A 15,026-nucleotide genomic window follows, 5' to 3' on the forward strand; every position below is an offset into this window, starting at 1 on the left:
TCAGCGCAGGGTGAGCGTCACCGCCTGAGCCAGCGTGGCGCCGGCCACCGCCACAGCGGCGGCGGCCGGCAATGCCACGAGTACCACCCGATCGTCATGGTTCTGCTTGTCCGACACCAGCACCACGATCCCGCCGGTTGCCAGCAACCTGGGCGCGCCCGGCGGGTCGGCCGCGTCGTCGGCGGTCACGATGTCGACGACGTCGCCGGGGCGCACCAGGTCGATCAACGCCGCGTCGGCGGGGTGCACGCCCACGATGCGGGCGTCCGGGCCGACGGCCGCTTCGGTGAGCCGGCTGCCGAGCAATCGGACATCGGTGAGTATCTCGCCGCGGCGCGCCGGCCCCGCCAACGTGGTGTGCAGCATCGACGACAGGTCGGCGGAGACACCATCGGGAACCGTTCGGGCTGAACGGCTTTCGAGTGAAACGTCATCAGCGGTCAGCGCCGTGCCGGGAGCGATGTCGTGACTGGCCACCACGACGTCGACCCGGTCGCCCTGCGGGTCGGAGCGGATCGCCGCGACGCCGGCCAACATGACCAGCGCGCCGGCGGTCACCCGTCGCGCCAGCACGGTGCGGGCCCAGTCCGGGCGCAGCGCATGCGAGAACCGGGTGATCAAGGTCGGGTTGAGCGACTCGCCCATGGCGCCACGGTAAGCGGCCGGCCGGTCCGGGATCGTCGCCTCGGGTGTCGGCCTGTGGATAACGGGTCAGGCGGAGGTGGCGGCCGCCGGCGAAGCGGTGTTTGCCTTGGGCTTGTCGGCGGACTTGGTGCCGCTGTCTGCGGAGGACTTATCGGCTGACTTGGTGCCGCCATCACCGGAACCGCCGGTCCCACTTCCGGTGTCGCTCGATGCGGTGGCGGTTTTGGTGCCGTTCGAAGACGACTTGGCCGCGTCCCGGCTGTCGGTGCGGTAGAAGCCGCTGCCCTTGAACACCACGCCGACCTTGCCGAAGATCTTGCGGAGGCGACCGTTGCACTCCTCGCAGGTGGTCAATGCATCGTCGGTGAAGGCCTGGACCACATCGAAGCGGTTGCTGCACTCGGTGCAGGCATAGCTGTAGGTGGGCACGCGAACCTCCGTGAATCGGACAATCGGGTTAGCACTCTACCGTGCTAAGTGCTAGAACCGCTATTTGGCTTCTGGCATTCCGGGGCCATCGGGTGTCAGGACAGCGCCACCAAGCCGAGCTCGGGGGTCAGGGCGTGGGTCATGGCCACGTCGTGCGGCTCGGCGGGCAGTTCCAGGCCGTCCGGGAGCAGTTCGACGTCGCGCACCACTGCCACCAATGGGATCTGGGGCCGGCGCAGCAGCAGAGAGCGGTCGTAGAACCCGGCGCCGCGGCCCAATCGCACGCCTCGGCGGTCGACGGCCAACGCCGGCACCAAGACCAGATCGGCCTCCGCCAGCGCCTCCGCCGGCAGCCAGGGCTGCGCCGGTTCGAGCAGGCCGAATCGGGCGCGGACCAGGGCTGGCCCGGTGTCCCCCTCCCCGGGCCGGTACTCGCCCCACATCAGTGCCAGCGGCGTGCCGTCGTCGCGGGTACGCACCACCGGTAGCAGCACCCGTATACGGCGCTGCGTCAGGCCGTCGAGCATGGCGGTGGAACCGGGCTCGCCGCGCACCGGCACGTAGGCGCAGACCGTGCGGGCCTTGCTCACGAGTTGCTCCAGGTGGCCGGCCAGCGCGCGGGCCTCGGCGTCGCGCACTTCGGCCGGTACCGCAGTGCGGTTCGCGAGCAGTCGCGCCCGCAACGCGGACTTGGCGGCCATCACCGCGTTGTCGGTCATGCTTTTCAGCCTGTCAGCATCGGCGCGCCCACCGCCAGCGCAGGTTGCGGAGGCGATTGCGGTTATCGTGTGAGCAATGCCCACGCCGAAGGTTCCCATTCCGCGTACCGCCATTGTGCCCGCGGCCGGTTTGGGTACCCGGTTTCTGCCCGCCACCAAGACGGTGCCCAAGGAGTTGCTGCCCGTCGTCGACACCCCCGGCATCGAGCTGGTCGCGGCGGAGGCGGCCGAGGCCGGTGCCGAGCGGCTGGTGATCGTCACCTCCGAAGGTAAAGACGGCGTGGTCGCGCACTTCGTCGAAGACCTGGTGCTGGAGGGCACGCTGGAGGCGCGCGGCAAGAAGGCCATGCTGGCGAAAGTGCGGCGGGCCCCGGAGTTGATCAAGGTGGAATCGGTGGTGCAGGCCGAGCCACTCGGGCTGGGCCACGCCATCAGCTGCGTCGAGCCCACGTTGTCTGCCGACGAAGACGCAGTTGCCGTCCTGCTCCCCGACGATCTGGTGTTGCCGACCGGGGTGTTGGAGACGATGTCGAGGGTGCGTGCCCGCCGCGGCGGCACCGTGCTCTGCGCGATCGAGGTCAGCCCCGAAGACGTCAGCGCCTACGGCGTTTTCGACGTCGAGCCGGTTCCCGACGGTGACAACCCCAACGTGTTGCGCGTCAAGGGCATGATCGAGAAACCGCAGCCGGCCGACGCGCCGTCGACGTATGCGGCCGCGGGCCGCTACGTGCTGGACCGGGCGGTATTCGACGCGCTGCGGCGCATCGATCGCGGTGCCGGCGGCGAGGTGCAGCTCACCGATGCCATCGCGCTGATGATCGCCGAGGGTCATCCGGTTCACGTCGTGGTACACCGTGGATCGCGACACGACCTGGGAAATCCGGGCGGCTACCTCAAAGCTGCGGTTGACTTTGCCCTGGATCGTGACGACTACGGTCCGGATCTGCGCCGGTGGCTGGTGGCGCGGCTGGGCTTGGCGCAGAACTGAGGCAAAGTCAGTCCTGGTCAGCCCGGATCGGACCGAGGCTTTGAGGAAGGCGCACCGTGCGTTCGGTTGAGGAGCAGCAGGCCCGGGTTTCGGCTGCCGCGGTGGCGCCGCGTCCGGTCCGGGTGGCGATCGCCGAGGCGCAGGGCTTGATGTGTGCCGAAGAGGTGGTTGCCGAGCGGCCCATGCCCGCTTTCGACCAGGCGGCCATCGACGGTTACGCGGTGCGCAGCGTCGACGTACTCGGCGCCGATGCGATAGGCGACAGCTCCGACGAGCGCGGCAGTGCCCCCGCAGCCGCAGTCACCCTTCCGGTGCTGGGCACCATCGAAGCGGGAGCGCGCACCCCCACCCGGCTGCAACCCAAGCTGGCGACCCGGATCCAGACCGGAGCGCCGATGCCCACCCTGGCCGACGCGGTGCTGCCGCTGCGCTGGACCGACGGCGGTAACTCCCGGGTCCGGGTGCTGCGAGGTGTGCGCCCGGGCGACTACGTGCGGCGGATCGGTGACGACGTGCAGCCCGGCGATGTCGCCGTGCGCGCCGGCACGGTCGTCGGCGCCGCTCAGGTGGGACTGCTGGCCGCCGTCGGCCGCGACCGCGTTCTGGTCCATCCGCGCCCACGGCTCTCGGTGCTGGCGGTGGGCGGCGAATTGGTGGACGTCACCCGCACGCCCGGCAACGGGCAGGTCTACGACGTCGACTCCTACGCGCTGGCCGCGGCCGGCCGTGATGCGGGCGCGGAGGTGAACCGCGTCGGCATCGTCAGCAGCGAACCCAACAAGCTGCGCGAGGTGGTCGAGGGACAGCTCAACCGAGCCGAGGTGGTGGTGATCGCCGGCGGGGTGGGCGGCGCGGCGGCCGACCAGGTGCGCACCGTGCTGTCGCATCTCGGAGAGATGGAAGTCGCCCGGATCGCGATGCACCCCGGCTCGGTGCAGGGTTTCGGCCAGCTGGGGCCCGAAGGGGTGCCGACGTTTCTCTTGCCGGCCAACCCGGTCAGCGCGCTGGTGGTGTTCGAGGTGATGATCCGTCCGCTGATCCGGCTGTCGTTGGGCAAACGCGAGCCGATGCGCCGGGTGGTGCAGGCCCGGACGTTGGGGCCGATCAGTTCGATGCCGGGACGCAAGGGCTATCTGCGAGGCCAGCTGATGCGCGACGAGGAAACCGACGAGTACCTCGTGCAGGTGCTCGGGGCGACCGGGGGCACCTCGTCGCACCTGCTGGCGACTCTGGCCGAGGCGAACTGCCTGGTGGTGGTTCCCGAGGAGGTCGAGCAGATCGCCACCGGGGAGACTGTGGACGTCGCCTTCCTGGCGCAACGGGGTTGAGTCCGGGCACATGCTGGTCAATCTGTGGCCCTTCAAGGCCGTCCAGCACCCCGGCTGGCCGACGGTGCTCGGACCGCTGCGGGTTCCGGCAGGGGTGATCCGGCTGCGGCCGGTGCGGATGCGCGACGGCGTGGCGTGGAGCCGGATCCGCTTGGCCGACCGCGCGCGCCTGGAGCCGTGGGAGCCCAGCGTCGAAGCGGACTGGGCCACCCGGCACAGTTCGGCCGCGTGGCCGCCGGTGTGTTCCAGCCTGCGCACGGAGGCCCGGTACGGGCGAATGCTGCCGTTCGTGATCGAGCTCGACGGCCGATTCTGTGGTCAGTTGACGGTCGGCAACATCGCCCACGGTGCGCTGCGATCCGCCTGGATCGGCTACTGGGTGTCCAGTTCGGCGGCGAGCGGGGGAGTGGCGACCGGCGCGGTGGCGCTCGGGCTCGACCACTGCTTCGGGCCGGTGCGGCTGCACCGCGTGGAGGCGACCGTGCGGCCGGAGAACGGCGCGAGCCGTGCAGTATTGGCCAAGGTCGGCTTTCGTCAGGAAGGTCGACTGCAGCGCTACCTGGACGTCGACGGCGCGTGGCGAGACCACCTGCTGGTGGCGATGACGGTCGAGGAAGTCCACGGATCGGTGACCTCGGGGCTGGTGCAGGCCGGCCGGGCAGCGTGGGCCTGAACAAGATAGTCTGCCGTGTTGCCCGTGTGATAGTTGTGACTATCGAGGTCAGCGAGTAAATTACAACTGTGTAATTGGCTCGGCGCGCCATCCGGAGTCGTGTGGGTCACAGACCTAGCCTTGGCTGGGAAAGGAGCAGGCCACCATGCCCAGCATCCCGCAATCATTGCTCTGGATCTCACTGGTCGTCCTCTGGCTGTTCGTACTGGTGCCGATGCTGGTCAGCAAGCGAGACGCAGTGCGCCGCACCAGTGACATCGCGTTGGCGACCCGCGTGCTGACCAGTGGGACCAGCGCGCGGCTGCTCAAGCGTGGTGGTCCGGCCACCGGTCACCGCAGCGATCCCGACTGGCAGCAGCGCGCAACCGACACCGAACTCGATGACGCCGATGACATCGATGCCGTCGACGAGGACGAGCCCGCAGAGCGCGGATCGCGCGTGTTCGTCGCCGCCGCCGCCGGTGAGCAGGGCGAGCTGGACTACCCGGACGTCTTGGACGTAGAGGTCGTCGCCGACGATTCCGCCGAATTGCCGCTGTCGGAAGCGGGTTTGGCCGCTGAGGTCGAAGCGCAAGAGCGGGCGCGGGCCGAGGCGGAAGCCCAGGCCCAGGCCGAAGCTCGGGCCCAGGCCGAAGCTGAAGCTCGGGCCCACGCCGAAGCGGAGGCTCGGGCCCAAGCCGAAGCCGAAGCCGAGACCGAGACCGAGATCGAAGCTGAAGCGGACCCCGAATCCGACGCCTACGAATACGAATACGTCGAGGACAGCTCAGGTTTGGAGGCCGAAGCCGATTCGGCGGCGCCGGCAGCGGCGCGGCCACGCCGTTACGACACCAAGACGGCCGCCGCCGTCAGCGTCCGCAAGTACGAGTTCCGCAAGCGGGTGTTGATGTCGCTGGCGGTGATCCTGGTGTTCTCGGCGATCACGGCCTTCACCGTGGCGCCGAGCGCGTGGTGGATCTGCGGCGGTGCGGCCGGTGCGACGGTGCTGTATCTGGCGTACCTGCGGCGGCAGACCCGCATCGAGCAACAGGTGCGGGCGCGGCGGGCGCGGCGGGCGGACCGTCCACATGCCCGGCGGGAGAATGTCGGTGCCGAGGCGTTCGAGGTGGTGCCCTCGCGGCTGCGCCGACCCGGCGTCGCGGTGCTCGAGATCGACGACGAGGACCCGGTGTTCGAGCACCTCGAGTACGCGGCGAGCGCGCGCGGGTACGACTGGGGCGGCGACCTGCCACGAGCGTCCGGTCAATAGCGTCTCGGTTTCAGGGGACCGGCCGGTGGCTGGTAATCTCCTAGCGGTCAGGGGCTATGGCGCAGTTGGTAGCGCGACTCGTTCGCATCGAGTAGGTCGGGAGTTCGATTCTCCCTAGCTCCACAGATCTTGTGAAAGTTTTTGCAGGTCAGGACGGTTCCTGATCGTCAGCCTTATCGGCAGTGTATGGCGGGCCGAGGAATCGGCGTACCGCAGCCTCCTCGGCATCGCCGTCCTCCAGGGGCCAACACCAGAGCGCCAGGAACACCCGGATCAGCCACTGAGCGGCCAGCGGGTCGGGATTGTCGGCACCGACCATTTCCGCGGCGAAGCGGGCGATGACGGGAGAGTCGGTCAGCCACGCTGTGCCGGGAGAGCCGGTCATCGTCCGCATGATGTGTGCGAGGGGTTCGGCGCGCATGCGTTGTAAGGCGACAATGGTGGCGGTGACGATGCGCTCAGAGCCCGTCAGCCCCGCGATGGCCTCGCGCACTGAGTCCAGAATGCGTTCCGCTTGCCTGCTCAGCACTGCGTCACGGATCGCCGTCTTACCTCCGGCATGGCGGTAGATGGTCGCCGGTGAGCAGTGCACGACGCCGGCGAGGGCGTCGATGCTGAAGGCGTCGTAGCCGTGACGCGACATGAGCTCAGCGGCGGCTGCGTAAATCCGTTCAGCGCCTTCGCTGTGTCGATCCCGGCCGATCAGCCAGTCGTTTACCACTACCGGTCACTCATTCCCTTGTGGCGAAGTATCACAAAATTTTATCACTGTGAGAATAATTTCGACGTTCTTCTCATCAGCGGTGCTGGTCGGGCGACGGGCTGAGAACCCCCGCATGCATCGTCAACGAACCCGACTTGCAACTTCGGCTTGTACCGTTGACGCAGGTCACGGGCCCAGCGAGCCTTATGGTCATGAGTGCCGTGGTGGACCCGACCGATTTCTTCGGCAGTGCCGCAATCCAGGACCCGAACGTGTTGTACGACACGATGCGCAGCCGTGCCGGGGTGAATCGCATCGGTGATTCCGTCTTCTACGCGGTGTGCGGCTGGGACGCCGTCACGGAAGCGACGAACCGCGTCGAGGACTTCTCGTCGAACCTGACGGCGACCATGGTGTACCACGACGACGGGACCGTGACTCCGTTCGACATGGGACCGCTCGGTGGAGAGATGCAGGTGCTGGCCACCGCCGATGACCCGCTGCACGCGGGACACCGGAAGTTGCTGCTGCCCCACCTTGCAGCGAAGCGAGTGCGCGTGATCGAGGAGTTCGCTGACGCCACCGCGAGGCGGCTGTGGTCGGAGGCACCCGATGACGTACCGATCGAATGGATGAGCGCCATGGCCAACCGGCTGCCGATGATGGTGGTCGCGCGTCTGCTCGGACTCCCGGAGGAAGATGTGGACAAGCTGATCCGACTGGGGTACGCCACCACCACCCTGCTCGACGGGATCGTCAGTGCGTCCCAACTCGAGGCGGCCGGCATGGCCGCGATGGAACTGTCCGGCTATGTACTGGAGCATTTTGCGAAAGCGGCCGAAGATCCCCAGCCGGGCCTGATCGGCGACCTAGCCGTGCGTACCGAATCTGGTGAGCTGGAACAGCTCCCGGCGCTCGCCATCATGATCACCCTGTTCAGCGCGGCCGGCGAATCGACCGCTTCGCTGCTCGGCAACGGTGCCTGGATTCTGGCCGAGCAGCCCCACATCCAGGAGCAACTTCGTGCCGACCCCGACCTGCTGGGTGCGTTCATCGAGGAGACCTTGCGCTATGAATCGCCGTTTCGCGGCCACTATCGGCATGTGGTGAAAGACACCACCCTGGCTGGAGTCGAGCTGCCCGCTGATTCGCGCCTGCTGCTGATGTGGGGCGCAGCCAATCGCGATCCCCAGCATTTCGACACCCCCAACAACTTTCGGCTCGATCGCAGCGCGGCGCGGCAGCACCTGGCCTTCGGCAAGGGCGCGCACCTCTGTGTGGGAGCCTCGCTGGCTCGGCTGGAGGCTCAGATCGTCTTTCGGATGCTGCTCGAGCAGACCACCTGGATCGACGCGGCCGACGTGGGCCAATGGGTGCCCAGCATCTTGGTGCGCCGACTTGAACGGTTAGAGCTGAACATCCACTGACCTCGCTGACGGGCTGAGTTCCTCACGGGTGCCGGACGAGGTACGTCTCGTTGTCCAGCCCTTCGGTGAGTTCTGCAACGTCAAAGGGTCGGTCCAGGCGTGCGCGCAACGCCTTCGGGTCGATCAGCAGGCTGATCTCGACGGTCTGCCGGGCGAACAGGCGCGCGATCAGCGGGTAGAGGCGGCGCATGATCGCCCGCTCGGCCGTGGTGCAGCGCGATGCGCAGTAGCCGACGTGTCCGATCTCGTCGGTGAGGATCTCGCTGTAGAGCAGCGTGATTCGTTCGGCAACGTCGGGTTCGTCGGCGAACAGCTCGATGCCGACCCGGCGCAGTTCGTCGAACATGATGCAGCCCGCCATCTCTGCGGCTCCGACGAACATGAAACCGAGCCGTTCGGGGAGGAACACCCCGGTCTTGACGAACTGTCGCAGCACAAAGGGTGGCGGTACCACCTGGAAGGTCAGCTCGAATACGTCGATGGCGTAGGCCAGCAGCCGGGTGTGGTAGTGCTCCTCGAGTTCGAGGTAGACGTTCTCGGGAGGCAGACTCTCGTCGCTGTTGAGCCCGTAGGTCTCGCCCAGTCCGACGCCGAACCGCTCCGCCTGATTGAGTTTGGCGGTCGCCAGCAGGAACAGCATCTTGCGGTCCAGGCCGGGTTCGGGTCGCCGGCGCCGCAGGTTGCGAAGGAAAGTCGGCCGGTCGGCGGGGCGTGCGGAACGGACGGGGTTCGCTTCAAGCTCGTCGAAGAACAGTTCACGGTTGGCCAACCGCCTGTTGAGCAGGTCCGCTTTGCCATCCCGTCTGGCCAGGAAATCCCGGTAGCCCTCGATGCCGGTGTGATTCATCGGTTCTCCATTCCCTTGGTAATCGTTGTGACGTAACGGTTTAGCAGTGCAGCATCGTGCGCTCCGGTGGCCAACAGCGCAAACAGGCCGGAGAGGAAAAATGTTGCGAGTTCGCCCGCATCGAGCTCCGAGGACACCTGCCCGCGGTCCTGCGCCCGGCCGATCACGCCCACCAGGAACTCCGCGACCGGGTGCTGGGCCAATTCGTCTTCGACGGGACGAGACGAGGTGAAATGCAGCCCGAGCATGTCCCGGAGAACCACGGCCCCCAAGCGACGTTCGGCGCTGAGCACGTGGTGCACGACCTGCGAGAGCACCGCGGCGAACTCGCCGTCGGCCGCGCCGAGTTCATCGACGATCCGGGTCTCCTCATTGCGCTCGAGCTCGATGAGGACGTGTTCCTTGGTGGGGAAGTGGAAGTAGAAGGTTCCCCTCGCCACATTCGCGGCAGCGGCAATGGCGCTGACGTCAGCGGCGGCCAGCCCGCTTCGCGCGATCTCTGTCAGCGCGGCGTCGAACAGTCGCGCGCGGGTCTCGAGCCTTCGCGCCTCCCGAACGCCCCCGGCCCGCGACGGCGACACTGTCAGCTCACCCGACGACTGCATGCCCGCACCGTACGCCAATTCGCTGACGGTCGTCAATGACGATCGTCAGCGAATGGCTCCGCCGGTAGGCTCGAAGGGTGGCCGATACCGTTCTGCCCGGCATGTCCGATTACGAACGCACGGCCTGGGAAGCGCTGCTTGACGCGGCCACCGGCGCCGAGCGATCCGGACGTTTCGAGAGCCTGAGCCGAGGCCTCACCGGGCGCGCCAAAGCGGTGGCCGCTCAAACCCGTTCCCGGGTCGAACAGATCCCGGGTGCCTCCGCCGCCATCGGCAAGGTCGACGACTTCGGCGCCAAGGCGATGGAGACCCTGTATGTCGTCCTGGTCGAGCGTGGACTCAATTCGGTCAAGCCGGCCAAGGTGTTTGCGATGTTCGCCGAAGAGGGCGTCGTGGTGGCGTCCTATGACGAGGTAAAAGAACTCGACTTGAAACACTGCGACCGCTCGGTCCCACGCCGCAAGGAACGCTACATCGCTCTTGCGGTGGCCGAGGGTGCGGCGTCGTCGCTGGCGGTGACGGGCGCGACGGTGTCGAGCACGGTCACCGGCGGAACGACCCTGCCGGTCGCGGCCTCGGCGGTGGTGGCCGACGTGACCGCCGTGATGGTCGGCATGGGCCGCATCGTGGCACTGGTGGCCGCGCACTATGGCTATGACGTGCGCGAGCCGCAGGAGCAGGCCTTCGCCTCCGGCGTGATCGCCTATTCGGCCGCCGGCAACTCCGCGGAGAAGGCCGCAGCGCTGGCCTCGCTCTCGCGGTTGACCCAGCAGATGATGCGCCGTGCGACATGGCGACAGCTTCGGCAGCACCAGACGGTCAACGTGGTCCAGCAGATGTTCGCGGCACTGGGATTCAGGCTCACGAAACGGAAACTGGCGCAGGTGGTTCCGGTCTTGGGTGCGGTCGTCAACGGCGGGCTCAACGCCCGCATCGCCCATCGGACTTTCGAGCGGGCGCAGCAGGCCTATCGGCTACGTTTCCTCACCGAGAAACATGACTTGGACGCCAGTCAGTGGGCGCCGGTCGTGGTGTCGGACGCTGTCGTCGACATCCCGTTGGTCGACGAGGTGCTCGATGCGGAGCTCGCTTCGGAATCCGGTGACATCGAGGGTGTTACGGACTAGGTCAGGGTTTCAGGGCACAGTTCGTGCTGGGCGATGTCGATCACCGGGCGCAGGTTGACTGTGAGGTCATCGACCATCGACGGTCCGCCGAACGACGGCCGGCGCGCGTAAGCGTCCACCACCTGGTCGACCGTTTCGCCGCTGCGCAACTGGTTGCAGAACCGGTGTCCCGCCGACAGTCGTGCGTTCGGTGGACCGGACCGGAAGACGCCGTTGGCGTCGAGGGCGGCGATGTAGCTGGCGTCGTCGGCGTGGGCCGGTGCGCTGCCGAGCAGCGCCATGGACGCGACACCGGCGAGTGCGGCAGTGCGCAGAATCCAACTCATACGAGCGATGTTACGTCGAACGGGGCGAAAACACGTTGGCTCTGCGTTCACGGCGGAAACGTGCGAATGCACCCCGCCGTGGACGCAGAGCCAACAGTGTTAGAGCTGGTGCTAGATCAGGCCGAGCGCGGTCATCGCGTCGGCAACCTGGATGAAGCCGGACACGTTGGCGCCGACGACGTAGTTGCCGGGCGCCCCGTACTCATCGGCGGTCACCAGGCAGCGGTGGTGGATGCTCTGCATGATCGCCGCCAGGCGTTGCTCGGTGTACTCGAAGCTCCACGAATCGCGCGAGGCGTTCTGCTGCATCTCCAGGGCGCTGGTGGCCACACCACCGGCGTTGGCCGCCTTACCCGGCGCAACCGTGACGCCGGCCTCGGTGAACAGCTTGACGGCTTCCGGGGTGCACGGCATGTTGGCGCCCTCGGCGACGATCTTGCAGCCGTTTTTGGCCAGCGTGGCGGCGTGGTTGCCGTCGAGCTCGTTCTGGGTGGCAGAAGGCAGTGCGAGCTGGCAGGGCACGTCCCAGATGGAACCGTCGCTGACGAACTGCGTCGTGCCGCCGCGGGTCTTGGCGTAGGCCTCGATGCGCTCGCGCTTGACCTCCTTGATCTCTTTGAGCAGCTCCAGGTCGATGCCCTTCTCGTCGACGATGTAGCCGGACGAGTCCGAGCAGGCCACCACGGTGCCGCCCAGCTGGTGGATCTTCTCGATCGCGTAGATCGCCACGTTGCCCGAGCCCGAGACCACGGCCCGCTTGCCCTCGAAGGAGTCCTTGGAGGTCTTGAGGATCTCGTCGGCGAAGAACACCGCGCCGTAACCGGTCGCCTCGGTGCGGACCTGCGAACCGCCCCAGGTCAAGCCCTTGCCGGTCAGCACACCCGACTCGTAGCGGTTGGTGATCCGCTTGTACTGGCCGAACAGGTAGCCGATCTCGCGGCCGCCGACACCGATGTCACCGGCCGGGACGTCGGTGTACTCGCCCAGGTGGCGGAACAGTTCGGTCATGAACGACTGGCAGAACCGCATGATCTCGTTGTCCGAGCGGCCCTTGGGGTCGAAGTCCGACCCGCCCTTGCCGCCGCCGATCGGCAGGCCGGTCAGCGAGTTCTTGAAGATCTGCTCGAAGCCGAGGAACTTGACGATGCCCAGGTACACCGACGGGTGGAACCGCAGGCCGCCCTTGTACGGGCCCAGAGCCGAGTTGAACTCCACCCGGAAACCCCGGTTGATCTGCACGTTGCCCGAGTCGTCGAGCCACGGCACCCGGAAAATGATCTGACGCTCGGGTTCGCACATCCGACGGATGACCGCGCTGTCGACGTACTGCGGGTGCTTGGACACCACCGGCCCGAGGCTGCTGAGCACCTCGAAAACGGCCTGGTGAAACTCCGCTTCACCGGGGTTGCGGTGCAGCACCTCGTCGTAGATGTCGTGCAGCTTCGGATTCAGTTCGCTCATGTCTTGTGATCTCTTCCTCGCGTGTCGCAGTCAGCGGGCACAGGCTAGCCGCCTTAATCGCTAACGCCGAATCCAGTCCGTTACGTCGCTGTTAAATCATTACCGCTCCAGACGCACCGGTTAGCCTTGATTGGCGAACAAAGGCGGAGCAATCCATGGGGATATCGCGGCGAGACCGGGGTGCCACAGTGCCTGAAGTGGCGGTGCCCACCACCGAGCTCGCGGCGATGGAGATCTTCGCCGACTGCACCCACGACGAGCTGACGCCGCTGGCCACCGGCTTGCAGCCGCTGCAGGCCAAGGCCGGTACCGAACTCATGCGGCAAGGCGAGCAGGCTGTGTCCTTCTTGCTCATCTCGTCGGGATCCGCCCAGGTCAAGCATGTCGGAGACGACGGCGCGGTAGTGGTCAACGAGGTCTCGGCCGGGATGGTGGTCGGGGAGATCGCCCTGCTGCGCAAAGGCCGCCGAACTGCGACCGTCACCACCTCGACGCCGCTGACCGGCTGGATCGGTGACGAGCAGGCCTTCGGCGAGATGCTGCAGATCCCGGAGGTCATGGGCCGGCTGGTGCGCACTGCGCGCCAACGGCTGGCCGCCTACATCGACGCGGTGCCGATCCGGGCTCGCGACGGCACCGAACTGTTATTGCGGCCGGTGCTGCCCGGCGACAGTGCGCGAACCGTCCAGGACCAGGTCAAGTTCTCCCGCGAGACGCTCTACCGGCGATTCATGTCGACGCGCACTCCGAGTCCGGCGCTCATGCACTACTTGTTCGAGGTCGATTACGTCGATCACTTCGTCTGGGTGGTCACCGAGCCGGACGGCTCATTGGTCGCCGACGCCCGATTCGTCCGGGACACCGAGGACCCGACCGTCGCCGAAATCGCGTTCATCGTGGGTGACAGCTATCAGGGCCGGGGTATCGGCACCTACCTGATGGGGGCGGTGGCGGTCATCGCCCGGCTGGAGGGCATCGAGAAGTTCACCGCACGGGTGCTGTCCGAGAATGCGCCGATGCGCGCCATCCTGGACCATCTGGGCGCCTACTGGGAGCGCGACGAGCCGGGCATCGTCACCGCCGTGCTCGACGTACCCGGCGATGACCAACTGGTATTCGGTCGCGACGTTGCCGAACAGATCAAAGAGGTTGGCCGCCAAGCGATCCAGGCCGTGGGGTGACCGTCGTCACCTAGACCGGTCGGCGTTGGGTAGATTGGCTGCGATGTTGAACCTTCGCGCGGTGCTGGCGCTGGGCTGTGTCGGTCTGCTCGCCGCCTGCAGCTCCGGTCCCGGCGAGGTGACCGCCGACATCAGCAAGGTGACCGAACTCAAGTCCTCCTTCGGTCCGGAGTTCCAGGTCAAGAGCATCGAGCACACCGGCCTCGACCCGAAGCTGCTGGCGGCCACCACATTGCCCTCGGGCCTGAAATTCGAACCCGCCGACTGCTCGAAGTTCGCGGTCAGTCAACAGCTACCGCAGGGCGTGCAGGGCAACATGGCCGCCGTCGCCGCCGAAGGCAACGGCAATCGCTTCATCACCATCGCCCTGGAGACCTCCGAGCCGGTCCCGTTCAACGAGCCGGGACGATCCTGCCGGCGGATCGGCTTCGCCGGAGACCGGATGCGCGGCCTGGTCGAAACGGTCGAGGCGCCACGTATCGACGGCGTACAGACCATGGGAGTGCACCGGGTGGTCGAGGCGGTTGCCGGCGGCCAGGCCCGCGTGGGGGAGCTCTACAACTACTCGGCGTATTTCGGTCCGTATCAGGTGCTCGTCACCGCCAACCCGTTGGTGGCGCCCGACCAGCCCGTCATCCCCGTCGACACCGCCCGAGCGCGCGAGCTGCTGGTGGCCGCGGTGGCCGCAGTGCGCGGCTAGGCGTACTGATCCTTCGAGCTACCGCACGCCGCGCGGCCGGAACTGGATACTGATCCGCGGGCCGGTGGGTGTGGTCGTCTTCGGAATCGAATGCTCCCAGGTCCGCTGACAGGAACCGCCCATCACCAGCAGGTCGCCGTGGCGCTGTGACAACCGCTGCGCGGCACCGCCGCCTCGCGGGCGCAGCGCAAACGTTCGAGTGGCGCCGACGCTGACGATCGCGACCATGGTGTCGTCGGTGGCGCCGCGGCCAAGGGTGTCACCGTGCCAGGCCACGCTGTCGCCGCCGTCGCGGTACAGGCACAGGCCCACCGTGGTGAACGGCTCGCCGAGCTCCCCCGCGTAGATGTCGTTGAGCCGGCGGCGCAGCCTGGCGATCGCCGGGTGCGGCGCCGCGTCGACGGCCAGGTCGTGGAAGCTGACCAGCCTGGGGACGTCGAGCACCCGGTCGTACATCCGGCGGCGCTCCGCCCGCCACGGTATGGCGGACTGCAGTTCGCTGACCAGTTCTGCGCCATCGGACACCCAATTGGAACGGACGTCGAGCCAGGCGCCCCCACCCAGCTGCCGGCGATCGCTCAGGTCGAACAGCGACTCCTGTACCGATATCGCCACAGC

At 67.3% G+C, this 15,026-nt stretch carries 17 protein-coding genes and 1 tRNA gene; 9 read left to right on the forward strand and 9 right to left on the reverse strand.

Features of this window, described 5'->3' with window-relative positions:
- From ACZYY4_RS14645 to ACZYY4_RS14655, 3 genes are all read right to left on the reverse strand, one after another.
- A complete protein-coding gene (locus tag ACZYY4_RS14645) occupies positions 1–645 on the reverse strand; it encodes an SAF domain-containing protein (RefSeq protein ID WP_463810720.1) in 645 nt (214 codons plus the stop codon).
- Positions 646–711: 66 nt separating this feature from the next.
- A complete protein-coding gene (locus tag ACZYY4_RS14650; RefSeq protein WP_463810721.1) occupies positions 712–1,074 on the reverse strand; it encodes an FmdB family zinc ribbon protein in 363 nt (120 codons plus the stop codon).
- Between the two features lie 95 nt (positions 1,075–1,169).
- Positions 1,170–1,793: a 5-formyltetrahydrofolate cyclo-ligase gene (locus ACZYY4_RS14655; RefSeq protein WP_463810722.1), complete on the reverse strand. Its 624-nt coding sequence runs from the start codon at positions 1,791–1,793 to the stop codon at positions 1,170–1,172.
- Positions 1,794–1,869: 76 nt separating this feature from the next.
- Between ACZYY4_RS14655 and ACZYY4_RS14660 the strand changes: the two genes are divergently transcribed.
- The 5 genes from ACZYY4_RS14660 (at position 1,870) to ACZYY4_RS14680 (ending at position 6,154) form a co-directional block, all read left to right on the forward strand.
- Positions 1,870–2,781: a UTP--glucose-1-phosphate uridylyltransferase gene (locus ACZYY4_RS14660; RefSeq protein ID WP_463810723.1), complete on the forward strand. Its 912-nt coding sequence runs from the start codon at positions 1,870–1,872 to the stop codon at positions 2,779–2,781.
- A 56-nt stretch (positions 2,782–2,837) separates the two neighbouring features.
- Positions 2,838–4,109, forward strand: a complete 1,272-nt coding sequence (glp, locus tag ACZYY4_RS14665; RefSeq protein ID WP_463810724.1) for a molybdotransferase-like divisome protein Glp — start codon at positions 2,838–2,840, stop codon at positions 4,107–4,109.
- Positions 4,110–4,119: 10 nt separating this feature from the next.
- Positions 4,120–4,782, forward strand: coding sequence for a GNAT family N-acetyltransferase (locus ACZYY4_RS14670; protein ID WP_463810725.1), 663 nt, complete (start codon positions 4,120–4,122; stop codon positions 4,780–4,782).
- Positions 4,783–4,927: 145 nt separating this feature from the next.
- Entirely contained in the window at positions 4,928–6,031 is a 1,104-nt protein-coding gene (sepX, locus tag ACZYY4_RS14675; protein WP_463810726.1) for a divisome protein SepX/GlpR, read from the forward strand.
- 50 nt (positions 6,032–6,081) lie between these two features.
- Positions 6,082–6,154 (forward strand) — tRNA-Ala (locus ACZYY4_RS14680).
- Between the two features lie 25 nt (positions 6,155–6,179).
- Here ACZYY4_RS14680 and ACZYY4_RS14685 read toward each other — a convergent pair.
- Positions 6,180–6,752, reverse strand: coding sequence for a TetR/AcrR family transcriptional regulator (locus ACZYY4_RS14685; RefSeq protein WP_463810727.1), 573 nt, complete (start codon positions 6,750–6,752; stop codon positions 6,180–6,182).
- Between the two features lie 194 nt (positions 6,753–6,946).
- Between ACZYY4_RS14685 and ACZYY4_RS14690 the strand changes: the two genes are divergently transcribed.
- On the forward strand, positions 6,947–8,161 hold the full coding sequence (locus ACZYY4_RS14690; protein ID WP_463810728.1) for a cytochrome P450: 1,215 nt from the start codon (positions 6,947–6,949) through the stop codon (positions 8,159–8,161).
- A gap of 22 nt (positions 8,162–8,183) precedes the next feature.
- On the opposite strand, the gene ACZYY4_RS14695 is transcribed toward ACZYY4_RS14690, so the two are convergent.
- Together ACZYY4_RS14695 and ACZYY4_RS14700 are read right to left on the reverse strand one after the other, a co-directional pair.
- Complete coding sequence (locus ACZYY4_RS14695) at positions 8,184–9,008, reverse strand: hypothetical protein (protein ID WP_463810729.1); 825 nt, start codon at positions 9,006–9,008, stop codon at positions 8,184–8,186.
- Positions 9,005–9,613: a TetR/AcrR family transcriptional regulator gene (locus tag ACZYY4_RS14700; protein WP_463810730.1), complete on the reverse strand. Its 609-nt coding sequence runs from the start codon at positions 9,611–9,613 to the stop codon at positions 9,005–9,007. Before ACZYY4_RS14700 ends, ACZYY4_RS14695 begins: the two co-directional genes overlap by 4 nt.
- A gap of 77 nt (positions 9,614–9,690) precedes the next feature.
- Here ACZYY4_RS14700 and ACZYY4_RS14705 point away from each other — a divergent pair, with 77 nt between their 5' ends.
- Entirely contained in the window at positions 9,691–10,740 is a 1,050-nt protein-coding gene (locus ACZYY4_RS14705; RefSeq protein WP_463810731.1) for an EcsC family protein, read from the forward strand.
- On the opposite strand, the gene ACZYY4_RS14710 is transcribed toward ACZYY4_RS14705, so the two are convergent.
- Together ACZYY4_RS14710 and gdhA are read right to left on the reverse strand one after the other, a co-directional pair.
- Positions 10,737–11,066: a DUF732 domain-containing protein gene (locus ACZYY4_RS14710; RefSeq protein ID WP_463810732.1), complete on the reverse strand. Its 330-nt coding sequence runs from the start codon at positions 11,064–11,066 to the stop codon at positions 10,737–10,739. The two genes, ACZYY4_RS14705 and ACZYY4_RS14710, sit on opposite strands and share 4 nt — an antisense overlap.
- A 111-nt stretch (positions 11,067–11,177) precedes the next feature.
- The gene (gene gdhA, locus ACZYY4_RS14715) at positions 11,178–12,527 is read right to left on the reverse strand and encodes an NADP-specific glutamate dehydrogenase (protein ID WP_463810733.1); all 1,350 of its coding nucleotides are present in this window, start codon (positions 12,525–12,527) and stop codon (positions 11,178–11,180) included.
- Between the two features lie 155 nt (positions 12,528–12,682).
- Here gdhA and ACZYY4_RS14720 point away from each other — a divergent pair, with 155 nt between their 5' ends.
- Both ACZYY4_RS14720 and ACZYY4_RS14725 read left to right on the forward strand, forming a co-directional pair.
- Entirely contained in the window at positions 12,683–13,708 is a 1,026-nt protein-coding gene (locus tag ACZYY4_RS14720; RefSeq protein WP_463810734.1) for a GNAT family N-acetyltransferase, read from the forward strand.
- A gap of 43 nt (positions 13,709–13,751) precedes the next feature.
- Positions 13,752–14,408: a DUF5642 family protein gene (locus ACZYY4_RS14725; protein ID WP_463810735.1), complete on the forward strand. Its 657-nt coding sequence runs from the start codon at positions 13,752–13,754 to the stop codon at positions 14,406–14,408.
- A gap of 18 nt (positions 14,409–14,426) precedes the next feature.
- Here the strand turns inward: ACZYY4_RS14725 and ACZYY4_RS14730 are convergent, their stop codons facing one another.
- Positions 14,427–15,023, reverse strand: coding sequence for an alpha-ketoglutarate-dependent dioxygenase AlkB (locus tag ACZYY4_RS14730; RefSeq protein WP_463810736.1), 597 nt, complete (start codon positions 15,021–15,023; stop codon positions 14,427–14,429).
- Between the last annotated feature and the right edge of the window lie 3 nt (positions 15,024–15,026).

It is taken from the genome of Mycobacterium sp. IDUB_21 (assembly GCF_055419425.1).